This window comes from Armatimonadota bacterium (genome assembly GCA_036504095.1).
Taxonomy (GTDB): domain Bacteria; phylum Armatimonadota; class DTGP01; order JAKQQT01; family JAKQQT01; genus DASXUL01.
In genome coordinates, this window is sequence record DASXVS010000048.1 from 173659 (window position 1) to 189400 (window position 15742).

Annotated in this window: 12 protein-coding genes; 4 read left to right on the forward strand and 8 right to left on the reverse strand. The window is 64.3% G+C overall.

Annotated features, from left to right (window positions below):
- Positions 1 to 14 precede the first annotated feature (14 nt).
- The 3 genes from ftcD (at position 15) to VGM51_12230 (ending at position 5621) form a co-directional block, all read left to right on the forward strand.
- On the forward strand, positions 15 to 890 hold the full coding sequence (gene ftcD, locus VGM51_12220; GenBank protein ID HEY3413800.1) for a glutamate formimidoyltransferase: 876 nt from the start codon (positions 15 to 17) through the stop codon (positions 888 to 890).
- 105 nt (positions 891 to 995) lie between these two features.
- Positions 996 to 2462 carry an IMP dehydrogenase gene (guaB, locus tag VGM51_12225; GenBank protein HEY3413801.1) on the forward strand — a complete coding sequence of 489 codons (1467 nt, stop codon included), beginning with the start codon at positions 996 to 998 and terminating at the stop codon, positions 2460 to 2462.
- Between the two features lie 423 nt (positions 2463 to 2885).
- Positions 2886 to 5621 (forward strand): choice-of-anchor Q domain-containing protein, encoded by a 2736-nt coding sequence (locus VGM51_12230; protein HEY3413802.1) that lies wholly within the window; start codon positions 2886 to 2888, stop codon positions 5619 to 5621.
- On the opposite strand, the gene VGM51_12235 is transcribed toward VGM51_12230, so the two are convergent.
- On the reverse strand, positions 5595 to 8213 hold the full coding sequence (locus VGM51_12235) for a diguanylate cyclase (protein ID HEY3413803.1): 2619 nt from the start codon (positions 8211 to 8213) through the stop codon (positions 5595 to 5597). The two genes, VGM51_12230 and VGM51_12235, sit on opposite strands and share 27 nt — an antisense overlap.
- Before the next feature lie 164 nt (positions 8214 to 8377).
- Between VGM51_12235 and VGM51_12240 the strand changes: the two genes are divergently transcribed.
- Entirely contained in the window at positions 8378 to 8824 is a 447-nt protein-coding gene (locus VGM51_12240; GenBank protein ID HEY3413804.1) for a hypothetical protein, read from the forward strand.
- A gap of 37 nt (positions 8825 to 8861) precedes the next feature.
- On the opposite strand, the gene ftsA is transcribed toward VGM51_12240, so the two are convergent.
- From ftsA to murC, 7 genes are all read right to left on the reverse strand, one after another.
- Positions 8862 to 10106, reverse strand: coding sequence for a cell division protein FtsA (ftsA, locus tag VGM51_12245; GenBank protein HEY3413805.1), 1245 nt, complete (start codon positions 10104 to 10106; stop codon positions 8862 to 8864).
- Positions 10093 to 10605 (reverse strand): small basic family protein, encoded by a 513-nt coding sequence (locus VGM51_12250; GenBank protein ID HEY3413806.1) that lies wholly within the window; start codon positions 10603 to 10605, stop codon positions 10093 to 10095. The genes ftsA and VGM51_12250 overlap by 14 nt, the downstream gene beginning before the upstream one ends.
- Before the next feature lie 87 nt (positions 10606 to 10692).
- A complete protein-coding gene (locus VGM51_12255; GenBank protein HEY3413807.1) occupies positions 10693 to 11454 on the reverse strand; it encodes a DUF881 domain-containing protein in 762 nt (253 codons plus the stop codon).
- Positions 11455 to 11501: 47 nt separating this feature from the next.
- Positions 11502 to 12413, reverse strand: coding sequence for an FtsQ-type POTRA domain-containing protein (locus VGM51_12260; GenBank protein HEY3413808.1), 912 nt, complete (start codon positions 12411 to 12413; stop codon positions 11502 to 11504).
- Between the two features lie 2 nt (positions 12414 to 12415).
- A complete protein-coding gene (locus tag VGM51_12265) occupies positions 12416 to 13357 on the reverse strand; it encodes a D-alanine--D-alanine ligase (GenBank protein HEY3413809.1) in 942 nt (313 codons plus the stop codon).
- Positions 13354 to 14292, reverse strand: coding sequence for a UDP-N-acetylmuramate dehydrogenase (gene murB / locus VGM51_12270; protein ID HEY3413810.1), 939 nt, complete (start codon positions 14290 to 14292; stop codon positions 13354 to 13356). Before murB ends, VGM51_12265 begins: the two co-directional genes overlap by 4 nt.
- The gene (murC, locus tag VGM51_12275; GenBank protein HEY3413811.1) at positions 14289 to 15653 is read right to left on the reverse strand and encodes a UDP-N-acetylmuramate--L-alanine ligase; all 1365 of its coding nucleotides are present in this window, start codon (positions 15651 to 15653) and stop codon (positions 14289 to 14291) included. Before murC ends, murB begins: the two co-directional genes overlap by 4 nt.
- Between the last annotated feature and the right edge of the window lie 89 nt (positions 15654 to 15742).

Sequence of the window (15742 nt, forward strand, 5' to 3'; positions counted from 1 at the left end):
CCACTTCACACGCAATGACGCCTATCTTCCAGAGTGCCCCCAACTTTTCCGAAGGACGCGAAGCCGAAACGCTGCGACGCTTGCGAGATGCGGCGCGCGTCCCGGGCGCCGCTCTTTGCGATTTCTCGGCCGACATCGATCACAATCGCTGCGTCGCGACGCTGGTGGGAGATGCGGCGGGCCTCGAACGTGCCGCGGTGGAAATGGCGCGCGTGGCCGTTGAGCGCATTGACCTGCGGGCGCACGAGGGCCGGCACCCTTTCGTCGGGGCGCTGGACGTGCTGCCGTTCATCCCGCTCCGCGACGCGACTATGGACGATGCGGTGCGCCTGGCGCATACGACCGGCGCGCGCATCGCGGGCGAACTGAGCCTTCCGGTCTACTATTACGCGGCCGCGTCGCCCGAAAACACCTCGCTCCCGGCGCTTCGGAAAGGTGGGCTGGCCGGCCTCGCGGGGCGGATGCGATATTCCCCGCCGGACGAAGGCCCCGCGGAACCGCACCCGACGGCCGGCGTTGCCATCGTCGGCGCGCGCGAACCGTTGATCGCGTACAACGTGAACCTGGCGTCGAACGACGTGCGGATCGCGGTGGCTATTGCCAAACGGATTCGCGAGTCCGGCGGCGGCCTGCCCGGCGTCCGCGCTCTGGGGATATTCCTCGCGTCGCGCGATCAGGCGCAGGTGAGCGTAAATATCACCGACACCCGCGCGGTGAGCATGGCGGACGTGTTCGACGTTGTCCGCGCTCTTGCCACCGCTCAGGGCGTGCATGTCGCGGGGGCCGAACTCATCGGAGGGATATCGAACGAGAACCTGCTTCGGAATGCGGGGCGTGACTTCGGGTGCGTGGTTGAGCCAAACCGGATTCTGGACAACTGGCTGCCTTGACAGGAGGCGGGCGCTACCCGGCCTTTCCGGCGCCGATCCTTCATCGTGTCCTCCGTCTGTGCTAAACTAACGCATAATCAAGCACATTAGGTAAGGAAGTAGAGTATGTCGAGTCTCCCCATTCGCGAAGGTCTCACGTTTGACGACCTTCTGCTGGTCCCCAATCGCTCCGATGTGGTCCCCGCAGACGTGGACACATCAACCATGCTGACGAAGCAGATCCGCCTGTCCATCCCGCTGGTGAGCGCCGCGATGGACCGCGTGACGGAAGGTCGGATGGCAGTGTGGATGGCCCGCATGGGAGGCATCGGCATCGTTCACCGGAACATGACGCCGGAGCGGCAGGCCGAGGAAGTGGACAAGGTCAAGCGATCCGAGTCCGGGATGATCAGCAAACCCATCACCGTTCACCCTGGGGCGACCGTGGGCGACGTCCGCGATATCACCGAGAAATACCACATTTCCGGCGTGCCTGTCACCGATGAAAATGGCCGACTGGTAGGCATCATCACGAATCGCGACCTGCGGTTTCAGGCAAACTGGGACGAGAAGGTCGATGATGTGATGACCAAGACCAACCTGGTGACAGTGCCGGTTGGAACGGACCTGGAGACGGCGAAATCCAAACTCCACGAGAACCGGATCGAAAAACTCCTGGTGGTGGACGACGATTACAAACTCCGCGGCCTCATCACGATCAAGGATATCGACAAGGCTATCGAGTTCCCCGGAGCGTCCAAAGATGCGCAGGGCCGCCTCATCGTAGGCGCATCGGTGGGCATTTCAGCCGATACAGAGAAACGGCTGGCGCTTCTCCTGGAGCACGACGTGGACGTGATCGTTGTCGACTCCGCGCATGGCCACTCGCGCAACGTCATCGAACAGGTACGGCGCATCAAAAACAGCCACCCGAATCTGCCGGTCATCGCCGGTAACGTGGCCACCGGCGAGGCGACGCGCGCGCTGATTGAAGCCGGCGCGGACGCCATCAAGGTCGGCATCGGGCCGGGAAGCATCTGCACCACGCGCGTCATCGCCGGCGTGGGCGTCCCACAACTGACCGCGATTGAGGATTGCATGGAAGTGGCGTCACGCGTCGGGATACCGGTGATCTCGGACGGCGGCATCCGCTACAGCGGCGACATCGTGAAGGCTCTGGCGAAGGGCGCTCAGACGGTGATGCTGGGGAACCTCCTGGCGGGCCTGGAGGAAAGCCCCGGCGACGTCATTTACTACCAGGGGCGGCAGTACAAGGAATATCGTGGGATGGGCAGTGTGGAGGCCATGAAGGAAGGCGGCCGCGACCGGTATTTCCAGGCAGCCGACGCCACACCCACCAAGTTGGTCCCCGAGGGCATCACGGCGCGCGTCCATTACCGGGGACGGCTGCGCGACTATGTCTACCAACTGATGGGCGGCGTGAGAAGCGGCATGGGCTATTGCGGAGCGCACACGATCGACGATCTTCGGGACAACGCCACTTTCGTGCGCGTAACCGCCGCCGGTATCCGCGAAAGCCACCCGCACGACGTGACCATCACCCAGGAAGCGCCAAACTACACCGTGGAATGAGGGCAACCGGCCTTGAGGCGTTGCCTGAATGGGCCACAACGATTCTAAAGCAGTAAGGCCGGCGTTGTACCGGTCTTACTGCTTTGATCATCCGGGTATCGCCTTCCGGGTGCGTGTCAGGAGAGTTTACCCCATCGGCTTCAGCCGATGGGGACCAAGGTGACCGGATACGCACCACTATCTTGCGACGCACCCCAGCCTAGGTCAGGCGTCCCAGCCACGGAATCCCGATCCGATCGTCAATGGACGGCCCTCCCCGCCAACGGATACCGATTGGCCTGCCCCATTCCCACCGAGCGGTCCACCGAGGGTGGCGGGCAAGCACAAAATCCCCAGGCCGTTCCCGAATTCGGCCAATTGTGATACGATCTGGTACAATATCTGGTGAACTAATACGAGACTCGCCGTTGACTGGAGACTGATATGCACATCGTCACCCGTTTCACCCTGCCCCTCGTAGCTGCCGCCGCCCTCTGCGCGCCAGCGAACTCCGCGATCCTCCGCGTCAAGGCGGACGCTCCCGGCCCCACCCACACCGGCGCCTCATGGGCGACGGCTTTCCTCAAGGTTCAAGACGCTGTCACGGCGGCGCAAGCCGGCGATGAGGTGTGGGTGGCGGCGGGAACGTACGCCGAAAACATCAAGATCGCCGCCGCCACGCCGGTATCGTTATACGGCGGGTTTACCGGAACCGAGACGGCCCGCGGACAACGCACCCTCCCGGCATCTGACACGGTCCTCGACGGTGGTGGCGTGGGAACGGTGATCGCCATTCGCGCGGCGGGCGTAACAGTGGACAGATTTACGATCCGGCATGGAAGTGGCAATCCACTCTTCTCGGGAAATCCGGACCTCCTGGAGTTACAGGGCTCCGGCATCGCCTGTATGGGCGCGAGCCTTACCATTTCGCACAACATCGTCACGGGGAATTTCGCGCACGGCGGCGACATGGGAGGCCTTCCCCTGAGCGCGGGCAGCGGAGGCGGCATCTATTGCACCGGAGCCAATCCGCTCATCGATTCCAACGTCATCTCCGGCAATCAGGCGTTCGGGATCAGCAGCATTAACTACAGTTGGCCCGGCTATTTCGTATCCGCTTCGGGCGCCGGGATATACGCGGACGGCGGCGGCGCCGTGATTCGGGGAAACACGATCACGGACAACTCCATAGCTTTCTCCAAGGAGGAGCCGCCGGTTGAGGCGGGCAACGGCTTCACGGACGGGTTCCAGGCATACGGCGGCGGAATTTCCTGCGCTCAGGCTACCATCGTCAAGAACGTCATCGCCCGCAACTCCGTCACCGCCATCAGTTGGAGCCGGACAACGCGCGGGGCTATTCAAGGCACGGGCTCTGCCGGTGGCGGAGGAATCTATGCCACGGGCGCGTGCACGATCATCGGCAACTTGATCTATGGCAACTCCCTTACCGCGAACTCCGCATCATACGGTGGTGGCGTTAACTGCCTCACAGCCTCCGTACTTACGAATAACACGATCACCGGCAATACCAGGTCGTTCAGCAGTGGGCAGTCCAGCGAAGAGAACAACGTCATGGCGGACGGGACTCAAACCAACAACATCATCGGAGTCTGGACCGATCCCCTCTTCGTGAATCCCGCATCTGGCGACTACCACCTGAAGCCGGGGTCTCCGATGATAGACGCCGGTGACGATTCGGTGGTTCAACCCGGCGACACCGACCTCGATGGTATGCCGCGCATTCGGGGCGCACACGTGGATATGGGTTGTTACGAGGCGCCGACCTCCCTCCGCGTTAAGTGGGATGCACCCGGCCCGGCTCACGATGGCAAGACCTGGGCAACCGCCTACCTGAAGGTCCAGGATGCCGCATCCGCCGTTAGTCCAGGCGACGAAGTCTGGGTGGCGGCGGGAACGTACTTCGAAAACGTCCTCATGACCGGCGCCGCATCGATATCCCTCTACGGCGGGTTCGCCGGGACCGAGGGCAGCCGCAGCGAACGCGAAACCTCGATCAACCCGACGGTTCTGGATGGGTACAGATGGAGAACCGTTCTAACCATCCCGGCCGGCGCGGACGGCGTCACAGTTGATGGTTTCACGATTCAGAACGGCGGCGCACCGTTCTACGGCGGCATCTTTTTCAATGGGAACCCGCGCAGCGGCGGCATTCAGTGCGTGGGAAACAACGCCGTCATCCAGAACAACGTCATTCGGAATAACTACGGGCTTCTGGGCGGCTCCGGGACCGCGGGGGGGCAAGTGAGTTTCGTCGGCTCGGGCGGCGGTGTGAGGGTGATGGGAAATGGCGTGATTCTGCGCGGAAACATCATCGCGGACAATTCCGTGTATATGGACATCTCGAACCGGCATATCATCGGCAGCCACGTTTCCGCCTTCGGCGACGGGGGTGGAGTAAGCATCTCGGGGACCAACGCGCGCGTGATACGCAACGTCATCACCGGGAACTCGGTGTACGCAAACGCCACGGATAGCGAATACGGTTTCCTCACGGGATACGCATCAGGCGGTGGTATTGCGGCTCACTCGGATGCTGTCCTCACCGGCAACGTCATCGCGCGCAACACGGTTTTCGGGACTGCCCTCGGCGACAGCGGGGGGATAATCGGTGGGGCCACCCTGGCCAACAATACGATTGTCAGCAATTCCGCCAGCGCTGAAAACGCCGCCGACGCGCACGCCGGCGGAGTAAACACAGGGGGGCTGGTGAAGAACAACATCTTCGCATATAACGTCCCGCTCGAATCGCTCACAGCGGAGAGCGCCTCTTTCAACGATGCTTTCGGAGAAGCGCCCATAGCCAGCGCAACGAACCTCGCGCTCGACCCGCAGTTCGTCAACGCCGGCAGCGGGAACTACCACCTTCTGCCAGGCTCGCCATGCATTGACGCGGGTGACAATTCTATCGTTGCGGCGGGCGACACGGACCTGGACGGCAGACCGCGCATTATCGGCGGTCACGTCGATATCGGCGCTTACGAGACGCCGAGAACTCCGCTAATGCTGGATGCGGCCCGCGCCCTGGAAATTGCGGCGGGGCTTTCGGCGCCGGTGGCCGGCGAGGTTGCCCGTTTGGACGTGGTCGCGGGAGATTCCGCGGGCAAGGTGGATATGAGGGACGCGGCAGCGCTCTTACGGATGGCCAATGGGCTGAATTGAAGGCGGCCGGAAGCGCTCGAGGGATCGATTAGGCGCACCAGACGATCGCCCGTGGCGGAGCGCCCAGACGCGGTTGAACACCTCCACCATCCGAGGGTCCCACTGCGTGCCGGCGCCCTGCTGGAGCACCTGAAGGGCCTGCTCCGCGGTCATCGCGCGGCGATACGGACGGTGGTCGGTGATGGCACAATATGCGTCGGCCACGGCCACGAGACGGGCCGCGACAGGGATGTCATCGCCTGAGATCCGCCCGGGATAGCCCTTGCCGTCCCACCGTTCGTGGTGGAAGTGGGCAGCGTCCGCCAGCATCGCCGGCGCTTCGGTCGCCCTCACCAGCAGAGCGCCGAGTTCGGTATGGCGCTCCATCGCCTCGAACTCATCCTGGCTCAGTTTGCCCGGTTTGCGGAGGCTGAACTCGGCGACGCCAATCTTGCCCACGTTGTAGACGAGGGCGGCGGCACGGAGGATGGTGATCTCCGCCGGCGGCCAGCCGAGTTCGGCCGCCATCGCGACGGCGTAGCCGGCGACCTCCTCGGCGTGCCTCCGCGTATAGCGATCGCGGTTGTCCACCGCGCACACCAACGCATCCAGCGTCGCAAATCCGGCGATCTCGTCCAGGCCCGCGCGGATATCCCCCAGGCCGCAGTGCGTTCCCCTTCGGCGCTTCGCGGCGTAGAGGTTCGCATCCGCGTGGCTGAGAAGGCCGGAGGCGCTGAGCGCGTCATCGGGATAGGCTGCCACGCCACACGACATGCGCAGGGGAACATCCTCGCCGTTATGGAGGAATCCGTCGGTATCGAGCGTCTGCCGGATTCGATCGACAATGCTTTCGGCAACGGGCGCATCCGCCCCCGGGAGAACCGCCGCGAACTCGTCTCCGCCATAGCGGGCCAGCAGGTCGAACTCGCGGGTGTTTCTTTTCAGCACTCGCGCAACGTGCCGCAGGACCTCATCGCCGACCGGATGGCCGAACGCGTCGTTGAATATCTTGAAATCATCAAGGTCCATCATCAGCACCGCGAGCGGCTTGCCGTCGCGCTGAGCCCGGGCGATTTCGTGGCCCAGTCTCGCCTGGATAACCTTGTTGTTCAACAGACCGGTCACCGGGTCCGTTTCCGCGGCCTCCTCCATGGCTGCGTGCAGGCGCGCGTTCCGCAGCGCAGACGCCAGTTCGGCGGCCACAGACCTGGCGAGGGCTTGCTCCGTCCCCGTGAACGGGTCCGGCGTTCTCCAGAGCACCAGCCAGCTCAATGAGCCATCGTCGTGCGAAATCCTGCCGATAACCACCTGCAGCCGGGATGCCTCCGCGCCCGGCAGGTCGCTCCCGTTGCGCTGGAAATAACGCACACGTTCGCGTACGGAACCGCTGGGCTGCCTTCCCGTCACGAACGTCGGGACCTCGTCGAGGCCGGTCCACACTCCGGCGCCGTCCGCATCAAGCGCGCGGAGAGCGCCTTCGCAGCAGATCCGTACCGCGTCTGGTTCGCGAAGTGTTGACTGCGCGGCGGCCGTCAGTGCCTGCAAGGTCTCGAGATGACGCGTTCGCTCCTCCACGATGGCTTCCAGTCCTTCGTTGAACTGCGCCAGCCGTTCCTGAATCGCCTGGTTCTCTCGGAGGACACGGCTGCTTGCGCTCAATGCGATCGCCTGCCGCAAAAGGTACAGGCCGATGAGCACCGAGCATGCCGCGAGCGTCGGCGCACCGAACAGCATGTCCTTGGTATAGTCGGACGCGAGGAGCGCGACCCCCGCGGCGAGGGGCGCCACGAGCACGGCAAGGTTCCATGCGCTGCCGGCGGCAACACGTTCGTGTGTCTCGGGAACACCGGTTTCGGGCGCCCACATCGCGCCGAGGGCGATCAGGAACGGCGCGGCGATCCAGAAGAGGTCCACGGGGAGCCCCGTGGAATGGCGCCCCCACAGATGGGTGATCGCGAACAGGGCGTCGCCGGTGATGAAGGCGATGCCGCCGAATGCCACAAAGACCGCCGACTTCAGCGCGCCGTCCCTGTCGCCGGCTCCCTGCAAGATCATCACGCAGGAGAGAAACAGCGCCAGATCGAGCAGGCTGAATACCACGATGGCGACAGCGGCAGACGGGCTGAGCGATCGATGCGGGAGGAAGACAAGCGACACCGCCATGGCGCTTGAGAGCGTGATGACTGTGAAATCCAGGGAATTTCGCCCGCTCGCCAAACTGGTCCGCTGAGCCAGGGTTCCCATACCGAGGCACAGAAAGACGACGCCCAGCCCGGACGCAATGGTGCCGGGAAGGGGGATCTCGCCCGCAGCGGCATGCGGGCTCTGGAGCGCTGACAGAGCGGCGCCGATTGCAGCCATGGAACACCCGGCCGACAACAGGCCCCAGCCGACAGTGCCTGGCTCCCCGACCTTGCGCCATCGCCGGAACACTTTCGCGCACCACCATGCAGCGAAGGCCGCACCAGGCATCTGGGTCGCAAATGAGACGGCCTCGCGGGCCTGCGGCGAGATGAGCAGCGTCGCCGCGGCATAGACGAGCGCGCACATCGCCACCGATACGGCGATGCGCCCCGTTTCCCGCCTGACCATCCTCACTTCAACTCCCGACACCGGTATACTGCCTCCAATACGAATGACGCGGCACGGCGATCCGATCGAACGCGCCCGAGTGCTATTTCCATGCATCACAATACCATCGACAATCCGGGCCGTTCGGTTAACCTCGGGATCGGTGCGAGCGCAGTTGCTTTGGCGGCTATGATGACTACAGCACCATGGCAAACCCACTGAAAGAGTACCGCCGGACACATCGCGCAATCCGCGCCCTGTTCGACGATTTCACCCGCACACACTGCGAACAATGCCCGGACCCTTGCTGTCGCAAGCCGGCGCGCGTTGACGACCTGGATGTCCTGCTGGCGGAAAGCCTCGGCTGCGCCCTGCCGGCCGGCGACCCCGCGGGCGATCGGGCCGCCGCGGCGGAAGCGCTCATCAGCAAAGGCGACATACGGCATCTGGACGAGCCGTGCGACTTCCTGATGCGAGATGGGTGCGCATTTCCGGCAGATCTTCGGCCGCTGGGGTGCACAACGTTCGTGTGCCGTTACATGGAGCGCGATATGAGCACGCGCGAACTGAAGGAGATCAAACGCCTGGCGAAAGTGCTGGAAGAGCAGCGGGCGGCGCTGCTGCAAGCGGTGGGTTTGGGCGGAAGGGGTTAGGGATCAGGCGGCGGGGCGGAAGGAAAACGCGAGCCGTTCAGGAGCGCGAGAGCCACCGCCGAAGCCGGCCCAGGAGGCCGCGCGGATGGGGCCGGGCCGCGAATTCCTCGGGCTCTACGTCCCGGGCGGCACGCGCGGCAAGACGGGCAAGCCCTACGGCCGTGGCGTATCGAGGGCTGTTCACGGGATCCACGACACCGATCTGCTCGGATGGCATGGCGATTCGGACGGGGCAGTCCAGTATCTCCTGAGCGGCCTTGTCGGTTCCGTGAAGCCGCGATCCGCCGCCGGTGATGACGGTGCCGGCGGGAATCTGGGAGCCGAACCCCGATTTCCGGATCTGATCGCGCAACGTTTCGAAGAGCTCCATCATGCGCGCCTCGATGATCTCGGCGAGGATGCTCCGGGGAATCTGCGACTGGCTTTGCTCGCCCAGGTGCGTAACGTCCACAAGCTCGTCTTCCGTCAGGAGGTCGGTCAGCCCGGCGCCCCAGTCCACCTTCAATCGCTCGGCTTCCAGCGGGTCCACGCGGATGCCAACAGCGATATCGCGCGTGACGTGTTCCCCCGCGATGGGAACCACGCCGGTGTGGGCGATGGCGCCGTTGGTGAAGATGGCCACGTCCGTGGTGCCGCCGCCAATGTCGACCAGCGCTACACCCAGGTCGCGTTCGGCAGGCAGCAGCACCGCTTCGGCGGTGGCCAGTGGGCCAAGGACGACTCCCCCACCCTCCACCTGAAGCCCGGCGGCGTAAACGCATTTGAGCACGTTGTCGATGAAAGTGCGCGCGCCAGTTACGATGTGAGCGTCCGCCTCGAGCCGGGCCCCCGACATGCCTTCCGGGCGCGCGACACCGTCCAAACCATCGACGATGAAGCCGCGCGGGATGGTATGCAGGATTTCGCGGTCCGGTGGAAGGACAATCGCGCGGGCGTTCTCCATCACGCGGTCAACGTCTTCGGCGCTGATTTCCTGCGCCGGGTTATTGATTGCCACGACGCCCTTCGAGTTGAAACTGGTGAGATGCTCGCCGGTGATGCCTACGGTGACGGTTTCGATATGGACCCCGCTTGCGAGCTCCGCCTCATCCTTGCAGTCGCGAATGGCCGCCACCGCGTCAGAGATATCGGCGACGACGCCGCGACGGATTCCGGCGGACGGCACCAGGGAAGATCCCAGGATGGTCAGTGATCCCGAGGCATCCGTTTCGCCGACCACGCAGCATATCTTGGTGGTGCCGATATCCAGTCCAACTACGATTTTAGGTTTATTGCGCGCCAACGATGTCGTTTCCTGGTAAGGTGTCGGAGCCGGAATCTGAAGCGACGGGGGGCATGCCCCGTTCCGCGCTCAGCGAGGACTCCAGGGCCGCCCGGCTGGCGCGGCCACGTTCGATGAAAAAGCGCCGGATCAGCGAGCTGTTCAGGAAGATCCGCCAGCCGAGAACCACAACGGCCGCCACGTAAAGCTCCGGGATGCCGATGGCGTCGCCAAACCACACAAACGCGACGGTGATAACCGTGTTCAGTACGAAGCCGGAAAGGAAGACGTCACTGTGAAATTTGCCCTCCATTCCGGCGCGGACACCGCCGAGAACGGAGTCGATTCCGGCCAGAACAGCGAGCGCGAGATACCCCGCCCATTGCGTGGACACCTCAAGGCTGGTCCAGGAATAAAACGCGCCGAAGCCCGCGGCAAACGCGAGCACGGGCAGCAGGACCGATGAGAGCCTCGCCGCGTAGTGGTGGGTATGGGTTGCTGGGTTTATCCTGTTCGTCAATGGATCCGCTCCGGATACGACCGCGTGATCGACATTCCCTACTTCATCTTGTTGTCTGGAGACCGGGGCGTCAAGGCTTGGCGGCCTTTACTGGGGCCTTCCGGCGCGCAGGGCCGTCGGCCCCGAATACGCCGGGGCCCTTATCTCTTTTTCCTTCGTAATCGAGATCATGTTCAGCAGCGCCAAGCGCGAGTTCTCGGGGTCCATAATTCCGCCGTTCATCATGATCGAGCTATAGAGTCCATCGCGATTGCCGATAGCGCTGATTCGGAGGGGCATCCCCACCGGCGTGGCGTTGATGAGAACGCTGTTGCCCACACAGCGAATCGGCGATACCGCCGAAAGCCGTTGGCCGTTGATCACAATCGCTTCGGCGCCCGCCGCGCGCAACTCGTTGACAACCTCGAAAACATCCACATCGTGGATATTGGACTCATCCACCGCGAGGCCCATCGTCTTGCGCTTCGCCGGCGGCACATCGTTCAGCGTGATCGTAACGCCGGGCCCGACGATGGGCGTGAGCGCGGCGAACGCCATCGTGTCCCGGAGTTCCGCCTTGAGCGTGGCGACCTTCGCCCCGCCGGAATACCCTTCCGTGAGTTTGCGCTTCTCCTCGTTCAGGCGCTTGATCTCAGCCTGGAGGGCGGTGTTGGCCTTCACCTGCCTGTTGTACTCAACCTGAGGGACGCCGTTGCGGTTCGGGAAGATATTGTTCTTCCGAAAGTTCTCCTGGGCGCGCAGCGAAGCGCCGAGAATGGCGCCAAGAAACAGCGCCAGCGCAGTCACCTGCCAGAGCCAATGGCGCTGCACGATGCTGGCCTTATCCTGCACATGGTTTTGTGTGTTCATATTCATCCGACAAAACAGCTAACAGATAGCGTGGAGCGTCCAGGCCGCTATTTGCTCCGGCTCCCGTCGAAGTGATAATCCTGGAATTCCGGGCGCCGCTTTGTATACTCGTTCCCGGGAGATGTCATGTCCAGGACGAGCAGTTTTGAGATCAGGTCCCGCCCGTTCGGCCCGGTGAGCATGCGTTCGGTAAGAGGAAGCCTGTCCGGGGCGTCGTCCAGCTGCCCTAGCCGTATCTTCAGCCCGTTCGAGTTCTGAAGCCACACGTCGCCGTTGGCTTCCAGGTGGACCCGAACGTTGCGCGCGAGTGGAAGCCTGGCCACTCCCTTCAGGGTGGCCAGGGCCGCGCCCCGGGCAGCGATGGGAAGCGGCTTCCCGACCACGATCGGAGCGGCCGGAGTCATCGCGAACACGGGTACAAAGGCCAGTGGCGCGGGGACGCTCCGGAACACGATCCCGCCACCGTCCATCACCCAGCAGCCCTGGGGCGTGAGAACGCTCGCCAGCGGCACGCGCTCATTGACAATCACCGCCAGGGAATCGGGCAGATGGCGCTCGACGCGCGCGGAGGCGATCTCCGGCAGCGCCTCCAGTAAACGAACCGCTTTGCCGGTCGGCGCGCGGAACAGGTTCATTGGCTTCGTGAGGCGCGCAACCCTGCGGATCTCATCCGGCGGGCGGACCGTCGCGCCGGTGACGGTGACCTTGCGAACGACCAGCAGCGGAGACGTCGCGCCCAACCACAGAGCCTCACCGAGAAGCGCAACGAAGAGCAGGTTTCGAAAACCGCGCAGCCGGGCATTCCAGGCCACGACGGGCGGGACGCGGTAACGGTTGCGCCGCCGCGGCGACGCAGAGGAACGCGGCGTGTGCCCGGACGCAGATGGAGCGCGCACGGGCTTGTGAGCCAGCAGATCCGCGCGTTCCGGTTTTCGTACAGGTTTTCGTTGGCGTTTCACGGTCAGTTATCCGTCGTATGTCCGGCGAGGGCGCTGGCGATCAAGCGGTCCAGCACCTCGGAAAACGATATCCCGGCGGCGCGCGCCGCGTCCGGGAGGAGACTGGTGGGAGTCATGCCGGGAATGGTGTTGACCTCCAGCACCACGGCGTCATCCCCATTAACAATCATATCCGTCCGGCTCATTCCGCGGCATCCAAGCGCAGAGTGGCAGCGCAGCGCATATTCCCGCGCCTTCGCCGCCGCGGCATCGCTGATGCGCGCCGGGATGATGTGCGTGCTTCCGCCCGCCTGGTATTTGGAGTCGAAATCATAGAACTCCGCCTTCGGGATGATCTCTATGACAGGCAGCGCCACAGCGTCCCCGTTGCCCAGAACCGATACCGTTATCTCGGTTCCGGTGATGAATTCCTCCAGCAGGCAGACACTGTCAAATTGCAGCGCCAGATCGACCGCCGCGGCGACCTCCCGATGCGCGTGAATAATGCTCATTCCGAAGCTCGAGCCCTGCGCGTTCGGCTTCGCGACGAGGGGCACCGGCAACTCCTCGGGACACTCCGGAACGGACGTAACAGCAAGGGACCACGGAGTCGGGATCCCCTCGCCGCGCAACACCCGCTTGCACATCGCCTTGTCCATCGCCAGCGCGGATGCCAGCACACCCGATCCGGTATAGGGCAGGCCCAGGAGATCGAGCAGGCCCTGCACAGAACCGTCTTCGCCGTGCGGACCGTGCAGCGCGATGAAGACGACGTCCGGCCGCCGCTCCCAGAGCGCCTGTGCGCCGTCGATTCCCCGCAGCGCGAGCGCGTCCACGACGAAGGCGTCGTAGCGCGCGACGCTCAACGCGGCCATCACCTGTTCACCCGTGCGAAGCGAGACCTCCCGCTCCGCTGAATCGCCGCCCACCAATACCGCAACCCGTAGCTTCCGCTCTGCCGTCACTCAGTGTCTCCTGCCCCGAGCGGCGGCTCCGGCCACTCGCCAACAAACTCGATTTCCGGCGCGAGGACCGATCCGTCACGTTCCCGCACCAACTCGCGCATCGTTCCCATCAAGGTCACTACGTCCTGCGCCGTGGCCGCTCCCGCGTTCACGACGAAGTTCGCGTGACGATCCGAGACAACCGCGCCGCCGACGGACATGCCCTTCGCCCCTGCTTCATCGAGCAGGCGCCCGGCGGACAACCCGGCGCCGGGATTCTTGAACACACACCCCGCGGAGCGATCCCAATGCGGCTGCGTTCTGTGGCGCCGCTCCCGCATGCGCGCCATCGTCGCCTGAACCTCGTCCGCCGAAGCCGGACGCAGGAGGAACCGCGCCGAGAGCAACACGTCACGCGTTTCGCACAACCTGGAGGCACGGTAGGCCATACCGAGCTCGGCGGCGGTGCGGGTCACAACCTCACCACCGCGCGTTACGGCGCGCACATCCACCATGCAGTCCTTGACCTCGCCGAGCAGCGTCCCGGCGTTCATGAAAATCGCGCCGCCCAGCGTGCCGGGGATGCCTTCCGCGAATTCCATCCCGGTGAGCCCCGCGCGAGCGGCGCGGAACGCAACCTTCATCAGCGGAGCGCCGCAGCCAGCGCGCAACTCTTCGCGATGAATCTCAATGCTCGCCAGGCTGCGCCCGATCAGCAGGGTGACGCCCCGAATCCCGAGGTCCGAGACGAGGACGTTGGTGCCGTTTCCGAGGACGGTGACCGGCATCCGGGATGCCGCGGCCCAGCGGATGGCTTCCACAACGTCGTCTTCGCAAGCGGGGAGGATCAGGAGGTCGGCCGGCCCACCGATTCGAAATGACGTGTGGCGAGCCATCGGCTCATCGCGAAGCAGTTCCCCCTGGATAGACGGTTGAGGGGCGCGCTCCAATGTCATGCCCCATCCCCCCGGACATACGCCTCGCCGGCCGCACGGATATCGCCGGCGCCCATCACAATGAGAACGTCGCCGGCTTTGGCGAACGAACGGGCCAGCGCCGGCACTTCGGCCTTGTCCTCCACGAACCGGACCGTCTTCCCGGGAGTGCGGCGGACGATGCCGTCGGCGATGGCGCGGCCCGAAACGCCCGGAATCGGCTCTTCACGTGATTTGAAGATCTCCGTGACGATCACGGCGTCCGCGTCATTGAACGCCGCGACGAAATCGTCCAGAAAGTCGCGCGTTCGTGAATAGAGGTGAGGCTGAAAGACGGCGATGATGCGTCCTGGGAAGGCGCGCCGGGCTGCGGAAAGCGTCACGCGCACCTCCGTCGGATGATGGGCGTAGTCATCGTAAACGTACACGCCGTCGCGTTCGCCGAGAAGCTCGAACCGGCGCCCCACCCCACGGTAGCTTCCCAGCGCATCCGCGATTTGCCGCGCCGCCAGGCCAACCTCCACACCGACCACAAACGCCGCGAGCGCGTTCGAAACGTTGTGCTCGCCCGGAACCTCAAGATGGACGGTTGCGACCGCTTCTCCCTGGTGGTAGACATCGAAGCGACTTGACATGCCCTTGAAGCTAAGGTTCATCGCCCGCCAGTCGCCGCTCCGCAAGCCGTAGGTGATTGTGCGACAGGCGCAATCGCCGGCCAACGCCGCGGACTCCACGTCGTCCGCGTTGGCGACGACCACGCCGCCCTCGATTACCATGCCGGTGAACTGTCGGAACGCGGCGCGGATGTGGTCCAGGCTGCCGTGAAAATCCAGGTGATCGGCCTCGATGTTGGTCACGACGGCGATGCGCGGCGCCAAGTGCACAAAGGAGCCATATGCCTCGCAGGCCTCCGCGACAAAATACCGTCCGGTTCCGGCGTGGGCCGTCCGGTCCGCGCCCAGCGCTTCCCCGCCAACGACGACGCTGGGATCCAACCCGCTCTCCAGCATGATGCGGGCGACCATCGCCGTTGTGGATGTCTTTCCGTGGGTGCCTGAGATCGCGATGCCTTCGTGGCGCTCCATCATCCGGCCGAGGAGTTCGGAGCGGCGGATGACCTCCTGGCCGCGGGCGCGGGCGGCGTCAACCTCGGGGTTGGCGCCCTTGATGGCGTCGGTCGTGACGACGATGGCGCCGGGTGGAACGTTCTCCGCCGAATGGCCGACGGCTACGGTCGCGCCCAGGGCACGAAGTTCCGCGAGTATGTGCGAGTCGGCCTTATCCGATCCGGAGACGACGGCGCCCTGCGAGATGGCGATACGCGCCAATCCGCTCATTCCGATGCCGCCGATGCCCACAAAATGGTAGTTCAGTGTCCTCAATCCCTTCAGTAGCGCGCACTGCGGCGCGACATCTATATCAACGTGCCGCGGAGCCGGATGTCATGCTCCGGCTCCGATTATCTTGCGAA

Bases quoted from the DNA above. Each gene is read 5' to 3' on its own strand.
- murB (HEY3413810.1), bottom strand. From the start codon at position 14,292: ATGACATTGGAGCGCGCCCCTCAACCGTCTATCCAGGGGGAACTGCTT.
- guaB (HEY3413801.1), top strand. From the start codon at position 996: ATGTCGAGTCTCCCCATTCGCGAAGGTCTCACGTTTGACGACCTTCTG.
- VGM51_12255 (HEY3413807.1), bottom strand. From the start codon at position 11,454: ATGAACACACAAAACCATGTGCAGGATAAGGCCAGCATCGTGCAGCGC.
- VGM51_12240 (HEY3413804.1), top strand. From the start codon at position 8,378: ATGGCAAACCCACTGAAAGAGTACCGCCGGACACATCGCGCAATCCGC.
- ftcD (HEY3413800.1), top strand. From the start codon at position 15: ATGACGCCTATCTTCCAGAGTGCCCCCAACTTTTCCGAAGGACGCGAA.
- VGM51_12230 (HEY3413802.1), top strand. From the start codon at position 2,886: ATGCACATCGTCACCCGTTTCACCCTGCCCCTCGTAGCTGCCGCCGCC.